We start from the raw sequence: 12,737 nt of genomic DNA on the forward strand, positions 1-12,737 counted from the left end.
CAGTATACAAACAATTATTTATAGAATATAATGTAGTAAATTAAGAAAAAAGGAAGGGATATCATGGCCAGGCGGCGATTTTTAGAAAGTTTAGTAAGTATATTATTAGGTTCAGTTATATTAGCCTTTGGATTTTACAATTTTTATTATTTAAATAATATAACAGAAGGTGGAGTGTTAGGACTTTTACTACTGTTAAAGAATTTGTTCGGTATACAGCCCTCTATAGCAAATATTATAATTGATGGTGCACTTTTATTAATAGGATATAAGTTTTTCGGAAAAAAATTCTTTATTTATTCTATAATTGCATCTATAAGTTTTTCATTTTCTTATGAATGCTTTGAATATATAGGACCTATACTACCTAATATACAAAGTATGTTGATATCTACTATATTAGCAGGTATTAGTGTAGGTATAGGAGTAGGTATTATAGTAAGAGCAGGAGGAGCGGCTGGAGGAGACGATGCTTTAGCATTAGTGATTGCTAAGACTACATCTTTAAATATAGGTATGGTGTATTTATTAGGTGATGTTGTAGTTTTACTTTTATCACTTTTTTATCTATCAGCATATGATGTGTTTTATTCACTAATAGCAGTTACTATAAGTGGAAAAATAATAGATTTTATATATTATCATAGTAATAATAACAAAATTATTGAAAATGTATAGAAAGTATATTTTCAGTATTATACAACTAAAAATTAATTTGTTAAATAGTGTGGATTATTTCCGCACTATTTTTATATTTACATATAATAAAAAAGGTGGTAGTATATAAAGTGTACACTAAATAAATCATTAATGTATACTTTATAATAAAAAATGATTCATTGAGACGTACAAAATAAAAAAATTATAATGATGGGGGATTTACATATGAAGATAAAAGTAGGAATTAATGGATTTGGAAGAATAGGAAGATCAGTTTTAAGAATAGCAGGAAGTAATTTAGAGAGTAATGTTGAGATAGTAGCTATAAATGCTAGAGCAGATGCGGAGACTTTAGCACATTTATTTACGTATGATTCATGCTATGGAAAATTTAAAGGAGATATAAAAGTTAAAGATAACGATACTCTATTAATTGATTCTAAGGAAATAAAGATATTAAGACATAATGACCCAGCGCAAATACCTTGGGGAGAATTAGGTGTAGATATAGTAATAGAATCTACAGGATTATTCACTCAAAGAGAAAAAGCTCAAAAACATATAGATGCAGGAGCTAAGAAAGTAATAATAACAGCACCTGGATCGAATGAAGATTTAACAGTAGTTATGGGTGTTAATGAGGAAAAGTATGATAATAACATACATAATATAATATCGAATGCATCTTGTACTACAAATTGTTTAGCACCATTTGTTAAAGTTTTAGATGATACTTTCGGAGTAGAAAAAGGATTAATGACAACTATACATTCTTATACAAATGATCAACAGATATTAGATAAGAATCATAAAGATTTAAGAAGAGCAAGAGCTGCTGGAGAGTCGATGATACCAACTACTACAGGTGCAGCAAAGGCTGTAGCGAAAGTGCTACCTCAATTAGAAGGAAAATTAAATGGGTTTTCAGTAAGGGTTCCAACACCAACAGTTTCTTTAGTTGACTTAGTTTGTCAATTGAAAAAAGATGTTACTGTTGAAGAATTAAATAATACTTTAAAGAACGCTTCAGAAACGAGCTTAAAAGGAATATTAGGATATAGCGATAAGCCATTGGTATCTATAGACTATAAGCAAGATTCAAGATCATCTATAATAGATGGATTATCAACTATGGTTTTAGAAAATAATATGGTTAAGGTAGTTTCTTGGTATGATAATGAGTGGGGATACTCAACAAGAACTGTTGACTTAGTAAGCTATGTGGCTAAAAATATGAGCCTATCTTACAATAAATAAAATATAAATATATTAAATTATAAATTTGATTTTAATAGAAAAAGAATGACAAAAAATAAACAAATTAAGCGTTTATTGTAGAATAATATTTTTTTTTGTTATATAATATTGTAATCATAGGAAATATTTATTAGCTTAAGTATAGTGTATTGGCTTATAAATAAGATGAAAAATACAATATTTTACAAGGAGAATTTTATGACGCAGGAAAGGCTTACAAAGAGAAGAGTTAAACCTATAGGAATAGAAACATTTGTATTTATAACAATTTTAATAGCTGGGTTTAGCTATATAGCTAATATTATGGGTGCGGGTATAATGTTTAAAGTAATAATGAATACGGCACATGATTTACTTTTAAACACAGTATTTTTAATAATGGCGATGGCTGTGCTTGCAGGTGCTTTAAGTGCATTGCTTTCAGAATTTGGAGTTATAGAACTTCTAAATAAAGTGTTTGCAATTTTTATGAAACCTCTATATGGATTACCTGGAGCTAGTATAGCTGGAGCTGTAACAACTTATCTATCTGATAATCCAGCAATAATATCTTTTAGTAAAGACAAGAGCTTTACTAGGTATTTTAAAAACTACCAAATACCAGCATTATGCAATTTAGGAACATCTTTTGGTATGGGACTTGTAGTAACAACTTTTATGATATCACAAGGAAGTCAATACGTATTACCAGCAGTAATAGGAAATATAGGAGCTATAATAGGTAGTATAATTAGTGTTAGAATAATGCTGCATTTCACTAAGAAGTTTTACAAACAGGATGATAAAAAAGACACTATAAAAGCTGAAATAAATAAAGATGAAGATTATAGAGAAATTAGAGATGGAAGTGTATTCCAAAGAGTATTAGATGCTATGCTAGAAGGTGGTAAATCAGGGGTTGATTTAGGACTAGCTATAATACCAGGGGTTTTAATTGTATGTACATTAGTGATGCTATTAACTTTTGGACCAACAATAGATCCAGAAACAGGTAAATCTGCGTATACAGGTGTTGCATATGAAGGAATAGCTCTTTTACCTGTAATAGGAGAAAAACTTAGTTTTATATTAGAACCATTATTTGGATTTACATCACCAGAGGCAATTGCATTTCCAATCACTTCTTTAGGAGCTGTTGGGGCGGCAATGAGTTTAGTACCTAAATTCATAGTAGATGGAGTTGTAACGCCTAATGATATAGCAGTATTTACAGCTATGGGTATGTGTTGGAGTGGATATCTAAGTACACATGTAGGTATGATGGATGCTTTAAATGCAAGAGAATTAACAAGTAAAGCAATCTTTTCACATACTATAGGGGGGATTTGTGCTGGAGTAGCATCTCACTTTATATTTATGCTTGTAGGATAATATATTACATAAAAAAGTGATAATAATCAGTATACGAAATAAAATTATTTAATTGTCAATTGACATCCTTTTTAGGGTGTCTTTTCTTTTGAAATTATTATAACACAGATTCTTCAAATATATTAGCAGTATTTTTTTTGATTTCATCTGTAGTCTTCACATAGACGTTTAATGTAAATACGGTGTTACTATGCCAAAGACGTTGGCTAATACCCTTTAGATTGGTATTCTCTTGGCATAAGAGTGTACCATGCAAGTGTCTTATATCATGCAATCCTATGTGTATTTCTAATTCATCTTTTATTTTTTTTAATATGTTTGCAACATTATGTTTCTTCATCCAATTACCCTTTGTATTTATATTTACAAAGTTATTATTATTGGATTTTATTTTAGTAAACTCTTTATGATTTTTTAATAATGTCACCAATAATTATATCTCTAACACCAGAACTAGATTTAGGCTCTACTAATTTAACGATGCCACCAGTTAAAACTTGTTGTTGGTGTCTAACATTTATAATTTTATTATCAAAGTTTATATCATTCCATGTAAGTCCTAGTATCTCACTTCTACGCATTCCAGTATGCCATGCAATCATAAATAATACTCATAATTATTTTCTTTAAGGAAATCTAAAACTTCATACAACTGTTCTTTTGTTAGATTTCTTTGTTTCTTGTAATCAAACTTATAATTTAATCTAGCTTTAGAGAAGGTATCTTCTTTAATAAAACCGTATGGATGTATAGCCATTCCTAAAGAATGTTTTAGCAATGTTATATAAAGCTCCATTGTGCTTTTGGCATATCCTTCTTTGTATTTTATATCTAAAAAGTTTTGTATCGTCATAGAATCAATATTTCTAATATAGTAGTGTCCAAAATAAGGTAGTATGTGTTTGTTAATAACTTCTTGATATCTTTCAATAGACCTAGCTTTACATTTAAGCTTAACGTATTTATCCATGTAATATTTCATATATTCAGACATACTAATATTCGTATCTTTAAAAACTGTACCTTTATTTTCAAATTCATCTAAAGCATCTTTAAGAGCTTTTCTACAATCTTGTTCAGTAGAGAATCCTGATTTACTAATTTTTTTCCGTTTAGGATTACCATTTTTATCAATTACTTTTCCTACATCAAAGTAGTATTCCCATTTGCCGTTTTTCCTTAATCTTACACTTCCTTTCATAGAATCACCTCATAAATATTTTTAAACTAATTAGTATTGTATGTCAAGTTAATAATTATAAACTGTTTAATTTATTTGTCGATATTTATATTACGAAAGTTGGAATATTTATATTGACGTTACGTTATAATTATATTAAGAAATGAGGTGATGAGCATGAAAGAAAAAAGAACATTGAATGTATCATTTAATAAATCTGGATCCGGTTCTATTTCTACCAAACTAAACATTCCTATAACATGGATGAGAGAGTTAAGTGTAAGTCCAGAAGATAGAGAAGTAGAAGTAACTTTAGAAGATGATAAAATAATTATCTCTAAAAAGAAGTAAAAAAATAAGGCACTACAGTATATATAACTTATAGCACCTATCCGCAAATAGATTATAACTTATATGTATTGTAGTGTCAATAAAAATGGGAGATTATACAAATGAGAAAACAATAAATATGGGAACAAAACTTGGTTGATTTAATGAATGATTATTTAGTGTATGAGTTAACTTGCAAGCCATTAATAAATGCTTATGAGGAAGAAGATAGAGTATGGGAACTAAATAGAAGTAAAGCTAAATGTGTAGATTATGAATTTGAAATAGATTTCAATTAATTTGAAGGAATATGGATGTTTATGTAGAAATATAGTATTGAATATAAATTCCCCATATGTGGGGAAAGAGGAGAGTAATATTATGAATGAATTAGAAATGGAAGAGTTAAAGGATAGTATATTAAGAATACTTAAAGTAGGTATATTAAAACCTATAAAATACAACAAAGCATTTAGTTCATTGTCTTTTAATAAAACAACACAAGAAAAAAAGAAAATGTATAAAGAGGCTATGATAAATTTAAAAGAATGTGGATACATAAATTTCGATGAAGAATTAACAACAATGTTCCAAAATAAACAACAAGATATTGATTTTATAAATGTAAGAATAACTGAAAAAGGTATAGCTTATTATGAAGCAAATGAATCAGCTATACAACAAAGTTAAATAACTTAATAGCAAATAAAGATTGAATTATTTTTAGACCACAAAATGTCGAGAACATATAAGTAAAAAAAAGGTAGACTAGAATTAATTTTCTAATCTACCTTTTCTATTTTCTAAGCACCCAAATGCGACTAAGAGTGCTTTTAGCTTTATATTACTTATAAAAACAATTTGATTTAATTAGTATAAATTAAGAGAATATGATATGCTCCCTTTATGGAGACAGTTTAAATAATAAAAACTGATACTATGAAGGGAGTTTTTTTATGGGAATAAAAATCAGTTTTGAAGAAAAGTTAAATACTGTATTAAAGTATATTAATGGAGAAAAGGGCGTAAGACAATCATCTTATGATCTTGGTGTTTCAGAAACGGCTATTAGAGATTGGATTAGAATATATAAATCTATTGGAATTGAAGGCTTAAAAGGTAATTCTGAAAACAAAAATTACTCTATTGAATTTAAAATATCACCAGTAGAAGATTATCTATCTGGAAGATACTCACAGTGTGATGTATGTAGCAAATATAAAATATCTAGTAGAAGAGTTTTACAACGTTGGGTTAAAAGTTATAATAATCATAATATAACCAAATCTCACAATACTAAGGAGAATGTAATTATGATTAAAGGCAGAAAGACAACATTTGATGAAAAAATTGAAATAGTAGGATTTTGCATAGCTAATAATTTAGATTATCAGCTAACTTCAAATAAATATAATGTATCATACCAACAAGTTTACACTTGGATTAGAAAATATAAATCTAACGGATATACTGGTCTTGAGGATAGACGTGGAAAAACTAAAGAAGTTGAATCTTTAACGGAAAAGGAAAAATTAGAAATGCAGATGAAACTTCTAAAAGCCGAAAATGAAAGACTTAAAATGGAGAATGATTTTTTAAAAAAGTCGGAAGAAATAGAAAGGAGATGATGCTTCATACTATAAAAAAAGAGAACCTATATACTGCGATAAAAGAATTAAATCAAATTGGTTATCCAGTTGTTTTATTGTGTAAATTTTCAGGTATTGCAAGAAGTTCATACTATAAATGGTTAAATAAAATTGAGTCTAAAAGAGAACTCGAAAATAAATTTATTGTAAATCAAATAATTGAAATATATGAAGAAGTAAAGGGAATCTATGGATATAGACGTATTACCATGAACCTTAATCGAAGATTAAATAAGAAATATAACCATAAAAGAATATATAGATTAATGAAGTCTATAAATTTATAGGCTGTTATTCGAAGAAAAAGAAAAAGATATGTTAAATGTTCACCACAAGTAGTCGCGGAAAATGTGTTGAATAGGGATTTCAAAACAGATAAACCTAATGAAAAATGGTTAGCAGATGTAACTGAATTTAAAATAATGGATGGAACTAAGGTATATTTAAGTGCAATATTAAATTTAGGTGATAATAGTATTGTTTCGTATGTAGTAGCTACTTCAAATAATAACAAATTAGTATTTGATACGTGGGAGTTGGCAGTAACTAGTAATCCAAAGGCGAAGTCATTATTTCACAGTGATAGAGGATTTCAATATACTCATAAAGATTTTAAAGCTAGGCTGGATAAGCAACATGCTATTCAAAGTATGTCAAGGGTTGGTAGATGTATAGACAATGGACCAATGGAAGGATTTTGGGGCATCCTTAAGTCTGAAATGTATTATTTAAATAAATTTAACTCTTTTGAAGAACTAAAAATAGCAATAGACGATTACATAAAATTCTATAATGAAGTAAGAATACAAAAAAAATTAAATGGCCTGGCTCCGTTAGAATATCGAAGCCAAGCCATGGTTACTTAGTTTTATTATTTCCACTGTCTACTTGACAGGTGGCAGTTCAAATAGAGACTAGCTCCTTTTCTCTTTTTTGCATGAAAAATTATAGTTTCATAAATAATTTTTAATTCTAATTCTGTTTTTCAAAGCTTCCACAATCTGTACATTCTTTAGTTGTAGCATTCTCTTCATGCTTAACTACTTTAATCTCATTAAGACTACATTTTTCAGCTGTTTGAGCATGATATTTACATTCATGTACAGTACATCCAATACTAGGATTTATATTTTGATGCATATTAACACCTCCTTTAAATCAATCTAAAAATATTATTAGCATTTTTAGATTGATTTATTCTAATAAAAAATTTTATAAGATAGCATTAAATTGGTAAAATATATTTATTTTACCAATATTTAAGAACGCTAACGCTTATTTATTCACTTGCTTGATATACCTGTATATTAAATTGTGTATGTACTCACATAAAACTTGAATTTCATAGTATGGATTATTGGTAACTCTTTTTGAGTAATCAATACATAATCCGTATTTTCTAAAGTGCATGTACCCACTTTTGATATACAACATTTATTACTATCGTTTAGACCGATAACAATTCGTGTACAAACTTCTCCTGCATTGTTTAATTTTCGGAAGTCGAGAAACTCGACACCCAAATTTTAAATGGGTATTGATCTGATGTTTCGCCTACTATGCCCTTTAGTCTTTCTTCCCATTCACATAGCATATCATTAACCAATTCACATTTACCTAAATATAAATTTAATTTTTCATTTGTATGTTTCAACTCTAACTCAGATTTATTGACTGATTCATTTATTCTTTTAATTTCTTGCTTGTAAAAGTTGACCTCATTTTCGTATTGTCTTCTTTCAGAGCTCATTGATTTAAAAAGTCTTTTTCTGAATCTGTTTTTATATTCTATTCTTATTACCTCCTAAGTGTTTTTCTTGATTATAGCACCTAATTTTATAAATTAACATTCTTGACGCGTTATAATAAAGTATGATGTTTTACTGAGCTTAAAAATAAGCTTAGTAAATATTTAACCACACTACTTTTATTAATCCAAGGTCACTAGCTGTTACCTTAATATTTAATTGTCATGGTAAAACTCCACAACAATTTCAATATGTATATTATTAAAACAAATGGAGTTTTACCATCTGTTTATAGCTTAACTCGTCACATTTATTAACTTAATTTTATTAGCAATGAATCTATTTGTCTAATTTCATTCTTTGTCATACTTGCTCCTTTAAGTGTAAAAGGTACAAACACTAAAGGTAAAATAAATATTCCAAACAGAACAAAAATAGAAGTAAGCATAACACATCTGTCTTTTTCATTTACTAATTGATTCTTCATTTTAAGTATTTCAAATTTCTTTAAGTTTAAATCCATATTAGAGTTAGCTATATGTGAAGCCATTTCATATTGGTTCATTTTAATTTCCTCCATTGGTTTATAATATTTGTTATACATTACTAAGTTCAGGTATGCATGACGTGCATATCCGAAAATGACGTCCTTAAAAATAAGGTGAGTGAAAACTTACTGACAACCAAATGGGGTGTGGTTGAAAACTTATAATTAAGCTATCAGATAATTTAACGAGCTTAATTATAAGGCGGTTAAATTATCGGACACATCCAAATGGTGGAGTCCTAATATTTAACAACACCAATTTTAGATTTAGTTAAGAATGACCACTTTTATTAATCCGAGATCACTAGCTGTTACCTAAATATTTGTAACAGGTTTAAATTTATTCTTTTGACTTTCTTGAAGTATTTTTTCAAGTTCATCTGGACTATATTTACTAAATGATTCATTTATATTATGGAATCTAGTTTTAACAGTTGGAGCTTTACTTTTAGAATTACTTTCACTGAGTTGCTTAGTACAACCTGTTTTTTTATTCTTATATTCTTCTATGTATACATCGTACTGAATTATAGTTGATATATTTTTCTTAACTATTTCTTTAATAGTTTTTATGAAGTATGAGTCCTTCTTAGATACATTATTATTATTAATCACTTCTACAAGTATCCTTTCAAATAAATCTATATCTATATTACTATGTACATTCTCTATAAGTTTTTTAACTTGATTTGTAATGACTAGATGCTTTTCATACATACTTACATACAATAAGTATTATTTAAATCAGTATTACTTATATTACCCCCATTTAGCATAGGGTGTTTTTTGGGGTATATGGTACTTTCACCATTACTACCTTTTTGGGGTGTATGGTCACTTTGCCCATTTTCCAACGTTTTAGATTCATTATTGGAAGAAAAGCTACCATCTAATTTTAAATTTACTAAACTTGGAGTATCAGTATTAGGTGCATCTAATAAGTCATATTCATATTCGAATCTACCTTTATTTTCACTTGAAGGTATTCTATAAATTTTTAAATATCCATTATCTTTTAATTCATTCCACCCGCCATCAAATGCTTTTATACCTTCTTTACACTTTGATATAAGAAAATCTTTATATATTTTAAAAGTTTCTAATGTTACATAGCTTTGTATTAAAGAATATAAACCTCTTGCTTTCAAACTTAAATTCTCATCTCTTAATGGAATATTACTTATTTGTGAAAAGTTAACCTTCTTAGCTCTAAATCTTCCTGAATTATTCATTGTAGTTCCTCCTAGTTATTTACATAGAAGAAACCTTAAAGCCAACATACAAAATTTATACTTGAATAATTTATCTAACTTTTGATATAATAGTAGTATAAAGTTAATTATCACATCAACTTAGATTATTCAAGTTATCTGTTTTTTTGTGTGGTGGCTCTTATCTATTGTCAGTAGATAAGGGCTTCTTCTATGTTCACCGTTATTTATTTGAGGGCTCTTAAATAATTTTATTTCGTGTCACCATCTTGTCACCAAACACATATTACACAATGTCATATTAGAAAAAACTAATCCATCAACACTAGCAACTTCAACAAACTATGGCTTTAACTCAATAACTTCTTTAGGAGCTGTTGGGTGGCAATGAGTTTAGTACCTAAATTCATAGTAGATGGAGTTGTAACGCCTAATGATATAGCAGTATTTACAGCTATGGGTATGTGTTGGAGTGGATATTTAAGTACACATGTAGGTATGATGGATGCTTTAAATGCAAGAGAATTAACAAGTAAAGCAATCTTTTCACATACTATAGGGGGGATTTGTGCTGGAGTAGTATCTCACTTTATATTTATGCTTGTAGGATAATATATTACATAAAAAACAGACTTAAAGATTATGTTTAAGTCTGTTTTTTTATATTGTTTTTTATATTGAATGTAAGTTTAGTTATTTTTTTCTAGGTTTTATAGGTTTAGCAGTATTTTGACTAACAGAACCAGTTTTAGATGGTCTTAGTTGTGGATCGATATTAAGCTCTTCTGCAATTTCTAAGTTTGAATTAGCTACATTTTTAGATTTTTTTGGTTTTTTTAAACTTTTATTCTTTGCCATAATTCCTCCTAAATAAAATATTATCTAGCAATTATATCTTAACCAAAGTAAACAATTAATATTCTTCATTAGAGTATGTTATAAATTAAAAACTAGCAATGTATTATAAAGGGAAAAATAGATAATGATATATCTAGATTATTTAAGTGTTAAGGAGGGATAAATTTGGATATAGCGATAAATCTTATTGGAGGTTTAGGACTTTTTCTATATGGAATGAGTCTTATGGGTGATGGATTACAAAAATCAGCAGGAGATAAATTAAAAAAAATAGTAGAACTTTTAACTAGTAATATAATAATAGGTGTTTTTGTAGGTGCCTTAGTTACAGCGGTAATACAAAGTAGTAGTGCGACAACTGTAATGGTAGTGGGTTTTGTAAATGCTGGAATAATGCAACTTTCTCAGGCAATTGGGGTTATAATGGGTGCTAATATTGGAACGACTGTTACAGCTCAATTGGTTAGTTTTAATTTAGATGGACTAGCACCAATAACATTAGGAATAGGTATAGTGTTATATCTTTTTGCATCAAATGGGAAAATTAAAAATATAGCAGAAATATTATTAGGATTTGGGATTTTATTTACAGGTATGGAATTTATGAAAGATGCAGTAGAGCCATTGGCAGAATTTAAAGGCTTCACAGATGCACTTATAAGTTTTGGTCAAAGACCTTTATTAGGTTTACTCTTAGGAATTGGTATAACGGCTATTGTACAAAGTTCTAGTGCATCAATGGGTATACTTATAGCACTTGCAGCTCAGGGTATTATACCATTATCATCAGCACTTCCTATACTTTATGGACAAAATATAGGAACTTGCGTTACTTCATTAATATCTAGCGTTGGAGCTAATAGAAATGCTAAAAGAGCAGCTATAATGCATTTATTATTTAATATAATAGGAACAGTAATATTTTTGATTTTCTTAAATAAACCTATTATAGCTATAGTTACTAAGATAGATCCTAGCGATGTGGCTAGACAGTTAGCAAATACTCATACATTATTTAATATAGTTTCAGTAATAATTCTTTTACCATTTGCTAAATTTATAGTGAAGTTATCTATGATGATAATACCTGAAGGAATGGAAGAAAAGAAGGAGGAAACTTATCTTGATGAAAGGATTTTAGAAACTCCCTCTATAGCATTTGGAAATACTGTAAAAGAAACTTTGAAAATGGCTAATTTATCTAAAGAATGTCTAAATAATTCTATGAATGGTTTTTTAAACAAATCACAAAAATATATAGATAAAACAATTGAAAATGAAAAAAGTATAAAAAATTTACAAATAAATTTACTTAGCTATCTCTTGAAACTATCAAAAACATCTATTACTACTGAGTTAGTAGAAGATGTAGATAATTTATTCAATACAATAAATGATTTAAAAAGAATAGGTGATCATTGTGAAAATATATCAGAACTCGCAGAAATTGCAATTCAAAAAGATGCAGAAATCTCAGAAGATGGGGTAAAGGAGATTTATGAGATGTATGAAAAAGTAAAACAAAACTGTGAAGATATTATTAATGTAATAAAAGATAAAGATACAACTATAGCAAACAAAATAATACACACGGAAGAACAAGTTAATAAAATAGAAAAATCAATAAGAAGAAATCATATATACCGATTAAATAATGATGATTGTAAAATAGATGCTGGAATTTTATATTTAGATTTGATAACTAATTTAGAGAGAATTTCAGACCATTGTGCGAATGTAGCAAAAAGAGTATTAAATTAATATAAAAAGCGTGTTTTAAACACGCTTTTTTGTTGCAAATATAGTACGTATTAAAATGTATAAAAGATATTATATAACCTTATGAAAATAGATATGATGCAAATTATACAACATATAAATATACATTAAGGCATAAATGTTAATAGTAAGAAATTTACTTCTTTA

At 27.9% G+C, this 12,737-nt stretch carries 19 protein-coding genes and 1 pseudogene; 11 read left to right on the forward strand and 9 right to left on the reverse strand.

The genetic code is table 11. From position 1 onward, the window contains the following. The first annotated feature begins 63 nt into the window (after window positions 1–63). From QOZ84_RS11060 to QOZ84_RS11070, 3 genes are all read left to right on the forward strand, one after another. Window positions 64–678 (forward strand): YitT family protein, encoded by a 615-nt coding sequence (locus tag QOZ84_RS11060; RefSeq protein WP_284133023.1) that lies wholly within the window; start codon window positions 64–66, stop codon window positions 676–678. A 207-nt stretch (window positions 679–885) separates the two neighbouring features. Continuing rightward, window positions 886–1,917, forward strand: a complete 1,032-nt coding sequence (gap, locus tag QOZ84_RS11065; protein ID WP_284133024.1) for a type I glyceraldehyde-3-phosphate dehydrogenase — start codon at window positions 886–888, stop codon at window positions 1,915–1,917. A gap of 198 nt (window positions 1,918–2,115) precedes the next feature. Continuing rightward, window positions 2,116–3,288, forward strand: coding sequence for a CD0519/CD1768 family membrane protein (locus QOZ84_RS11070; RefSeq protein ID WP_284133025.1), 1,173 nt, complete (start codon window positions 2,116–2,118; stop codon window positions 3,286–3,288). A 97-nt stretch (window positions 3,289–3,385) separates the two neighbouring features. On the opposite strand, the gene QOZ84_RS11075 is transcribed toward QOZ84_RS11070, so the two are convergent. Genes QOZ84_RS11075 through QOZ84_RS11085 form a run of 3 tightly spaced genes read right to left on the reverse strand, consistent with a single transcriptional unit; the run spans window position 3,386 to window position 4,489 of the window. Next, window positions 3,386–3,715 (reverse strand): tyrosine-type recombinase/integrase, encoded by a 330-nt coding sequence (locus QOZ84_RS11075; RefSeq protein ID WP_284133085.1) that lies wholly within the window; start codon window positions 3,713–3,715, stop codon window positions 3,386–3,388. After that, entirely contained in the window at window positions 3,693–3,890 is a 198-nt protein-coding gene (locus QOZ84_RS11080) for a tyrosine-type recombinase/integrase (RefSeq protein ID WP_284133026.1), read from the reverse strand. The genes QOZ84_RS11075 and QOZ84_RS11080 overlap by 23 nt, the downstream gene beginning before the upstream one ends. Next, the gene (locus tag QOZ84_RS11085) at window positions 3,887–4,489 is read right to left on the reverse strand and encodes an N-terminal phage integrase SAM-like domain-containing protein (RefSeq protein ID WP_284133027.1); all 603 of its coding nucleotides are present in this window, start codon (window positions 4,487–4,489) and stop codon (window positions 3,887–3,889) included. Before QOZ84_RS11085 ends, QOZ84_RS11080 begins: the two co-directional genes overlap by 4 nt. A 150-nt stretch (window positions 4,490–4,639) precedes the next feature. Between QOZ84_RS11085 and QOZ84_RS11090 the strand changes: the two genes are divergently transcribed. The 6 genes from QOZ84_RS11090 (at window position 4,640) to QOZ84_RS11115 (ending at window position 7,313) form a co-directional block, all read left to right on the forward strand. Beyond that, window positions 4,640–4,819 carry an AbrB/MazE/SpoVT family DNA-binding domain-containing protein gene (locus tag QOZ84_RS11090; RefSeq protein WP_284133028.1) on the forward strand — a complete coding sequence of 60 codons (180 nt, stop codon included), beginning with the start codon at window positions 4,640–4,642 and terminating at the stop codon, window positions 4,817–4,819. A 131-nt stretch (window positions 4,820–4,950) separates the two neighbouring features. After that, a complete protein-coding gene (locus QOZ84_RS11095; RefSeq protein WP_284133029.1) occupies window positions 4,951–5,097 on the forward strand; it encodes a hypothetical protein in 147 nt (48 codons plus the stop codon). An 82-nt stretch (window positions 5,098–5,179) separates the two neighbouring features. Next, window positions 5,180–5,488: a hypothetical protein gene (locus tag QOZ84_RS11100; RefSeq protein ID WP_284133030.1), complete on the forward strand. Its 309-nt coding sequence runs from the start codon at window positions 5,180–5,182 to the stop codon at window positions 5,486–5,488. 266 nt (window positions 5,489–5,754) lie between these two features. Further along, window positions 5,755–6,426 carry a helix-turn-helix domain-containing protein gene (locus QOZ84_RS11105; RefSeq protein ID WP_284133031.1) on the forward strand — a complete coding sequence of 224 codons (672 nt, stop codon included), beginning with the start codon at window positions 5,755–5,757 and terminating at the stop codon, window positions 6,424–6,426. Beyond that, window positions 6,426–6,734: an IS3 family transposase gene (locus QOZ84_RS11110; RefSeq protein WP_284133032.1), complete on the forward strand. Its 309-nt coding sequence runs from the start codon at window positions 6,426–6,428 to the stop codon at window positions 6,732–6,734. Before QOZ84_RS11105 ends, QOZ84_RS11110 begins: the two co-directional genes overlap by 1 nt. A 6-nt stretch (window positions 6,735–6,740) precedes the next feature. Next, on the forward strand, window positions 6,741–7,313 hold the full coding sequence (locus QOZ84_RS11115; protein WP_284133086.1) for an IS3 family transposase: 573 nt from the start codon (window positions 6,741–6,743) through the stop codon (window positions 7,311–7,313). A 106-nt stretch (window positions 7,314–7,419) separates the two neighbouring features. On the opposite strand, the gene QOZ84_RS11120 is transcribed toward QOZ84_RS11115, so the two are convergent. The 5 genes from QOZ84_RS11120 to QOZ84_RS11140 all read right to left on the reverse strand — a co-directional run bounded on the left by QOZ84_RS11120 (window position 7,420) and on the right by QOZ84_RS11140 (window position 9,974). Further along, window positions 7,420–7,587, reverse strand: a complete 168-nt coding sequence (locus QOZ84_RS11120) for a DUF1540 domain-containing protein (RefSeq protein WP_284133033.1) — start codon at window positions 7,585–7,587, stop codon at window positions 7,420–7,422. A 349-nt stretch (window positions 7,588–7,936) separates the two neighbouring features. Continuing rightward, the gene (locus QOZ84_RS11125; RefSeq protein ID WP_284133034.1) at window positions 7,937–8,197 is read right to left on the reverse strand and encodes a hypothetical protein; all 261 of its coding nucleotides are present in this window, start codon (window positions 8,195–8,197) and stop codon (window positions 7,937–7,939) included. 311 nt (window positions 8,198–8,508) lie between these two features. Then, the gene (locus tag QOZ84_RS11130; protein ID WP_284133035.1) at window positions 8,509–8,760 is read right to left on the reverse strand and encodes a hypothetical protein; all 252 of its coding nucleotides are present in this window, start codon (window positions 8,758–8,760) and stop codon (window positions 8,509–8,511) included. Between the two features lie 297 nt (window positions 8,761–9,057). Next, a complete protein-coding gene (locus QOZ84_RS11135; protein WP_284133036.1) occupies window positions 9,058–9,459 on the reverse strand; it encodes a hypothetical protein in 402 nt (133 codons plus the stop codon). A gap of 2 nt (window positions 9,460–9,461) precedes the next feature. After that, a complete protein-coding gene (locus QOZ84_RS11140) occupies window positions 9,462–9,974 on the reverse strand; it encodes a hypothetical protein (protein ID WP_284133037.1) in 513 nt (170 codons plus the stop codon). A gap of 337 nt (window positions 9,975–10,311) precedes the next feature. Between QOZ84_RS11140 and QOZ84_RS11145 the strand changes: the two are divergent. Then, window positions 10,312–10,565, forward strand: a pseudogene (locus QOZ84_RS11145) (hypothetical protein); the annotation flags it as partial. An 81-nt stretch (window positions 10,566–10,646) separates the two neighbouring features. Here QOZ84_RS11145 and QOZ84_RS11150 read toward each other — a convergent pair. After that, window positions 10,647–10,811 (reverse strand): hypothetical protein, encoded by a 165-nt coding sequence (locus QOZ84_RS11150; RefSeq protein ID WP_284133038.1) that lies wholly within the window; start codon window positions 10,809–10,811, stop codon window positions 10,647–10,649. A 165-nt stretch (window positions 10,812–10,976) separates the two neighbouring features. Here QOZ84_RS11150 and QOZ84_RS11155 point away from each other — a divergent pair, with 165 nt between their 5' ends. Further along, complete coding sequence (locus QOZ84_RS11155; protein WP_284133039.1) at window positions 10,977–12,572, forward strand: Na/Pi cotransporter family protein; 1,596 nt, start codon at window positions 10,977–10,979, stop codon at window positions 12,570–12,572. Window positions 12,573–12,737: the final 165 nt, after the last annotated feature.

The organism is Romboutsia sedimentorum, assembly GCF_030131845.1.
Taxonomy (GTDB): domain Bacteria; phylum Bacillota; class Clostridia; order Peptostreptococcales; family Peptostreptococcaceae; genus Romboutsia_D; species Romboutsia_D sedimentorum.

Excerpts from the sequence above, each read along its gene's own strand:
- QOZ84_RS11060 (WP_284133023.1), top strand. The coding sequence starts at position 64 with ATGGCCAGGCGGCGATTTTTAGAAAGTTTAGTAAGTATATTATTAGGT.
- gap (WP_284133024.1), top strand. The coding sequence starts at position 886 with ATGAAGATAAAAGTAGGAATTAATGGATTTGGAAGAATAGGAAGATCA.
- QOZ84_RS11070 (WP_284133025.1), top strand. The coding sequence starts at position 2,116 with ATGACGCAGGAAAGGCTTACAAAGAGAAGAGTTAAACCTATAGGAATA.
- QOZ84_RS11080 (WP_284133026.1), bottom strand. The coding sequence starts at position 3,890 with ATGATTGCATGGCATACTGGAATGCGTAGAAGTGAGATACTAGGACTT.
- QOZ84_RS11085 (WP_284133027.1), bottom strand. The coding sequence starts at position 4,489 with ATGAAAGGAAGTGTAAGATTAAGGAAAAACGGCAAATGGGAATACTAC.
- QOZ84_RS11090 (WP_284133028.1), top strand. The coding sequence starts at position 4,640 with ATGAGCATGAAAGAAAAAAGAACATTGAATGTATCATTTAATAAATCT.
- QOZ84_RS11100 (WP_284133030.1), top strand. The coding sequence starts at position 5,180 with ATGAATGAATTAGAAATGGAAGAGTTAAAGGATAGTATATTAAGAATA.
- QOZ84_RS11105 (WP_284133031.1), top strand. The coding sequence starts at position 5,755 with ATGGGAATAAAAATCAGTTTTGAAGAAAAGTTAAATACTGTATTAAAG.
- QOZ84_RS11110 (WP_284133032.1), top strand. The coding sequence starts at position 6,426 with ATGCTTCATACTATAAAAAAAGAGAACCTATATACTGCGATAAAAGAA.
- QOZ84_RS11120 (WP_284133033.1), bottom strand. The coding sequence starts at position 7,587 with ATGCATCAAAATATAAATCCTAGTATTGGATGTACTGTACATGAATGT.
- QOZ84_RS11125 (WP_284133034.1), bottom strand. The coding sequence starts at position 8,197 with ATGAGCTCTGAAAGAAGACAATACGAAAATGAGGTCAACTTTTACAAG.
- QOZ84_RS11130 (WP_284133035.1), bottom strand. The coding sequence starts at position 8,760 with ATGAACCAATATGAAATGGCTTCACATATAGCTAACTCTAATATGGAT.
- QOZ84_RS11135 (WP_284133036.1), bottom strand. The coding sequence starts at position 9,459 with ATGTATGAAAAGCATCTAGTCATTACAAATCAAGTTAAAAAACTTATA.
- QOZ84_RS11140 (WP_284133037.1), bottom strand. The coding sequence starts at position 9,974 with ATGAATAATTCAGGAAGATTTAGAGCTAAGAAGGTTAACTTTTCACAA.
- QOZ84_RS11150 (WP_284133038.1), bottom strand. The coding sequence starts at position 10,811 with ATGGCAAAGAATAAAAGTTTAAAAAAACCAAAAAAATCTAAAAATGTA.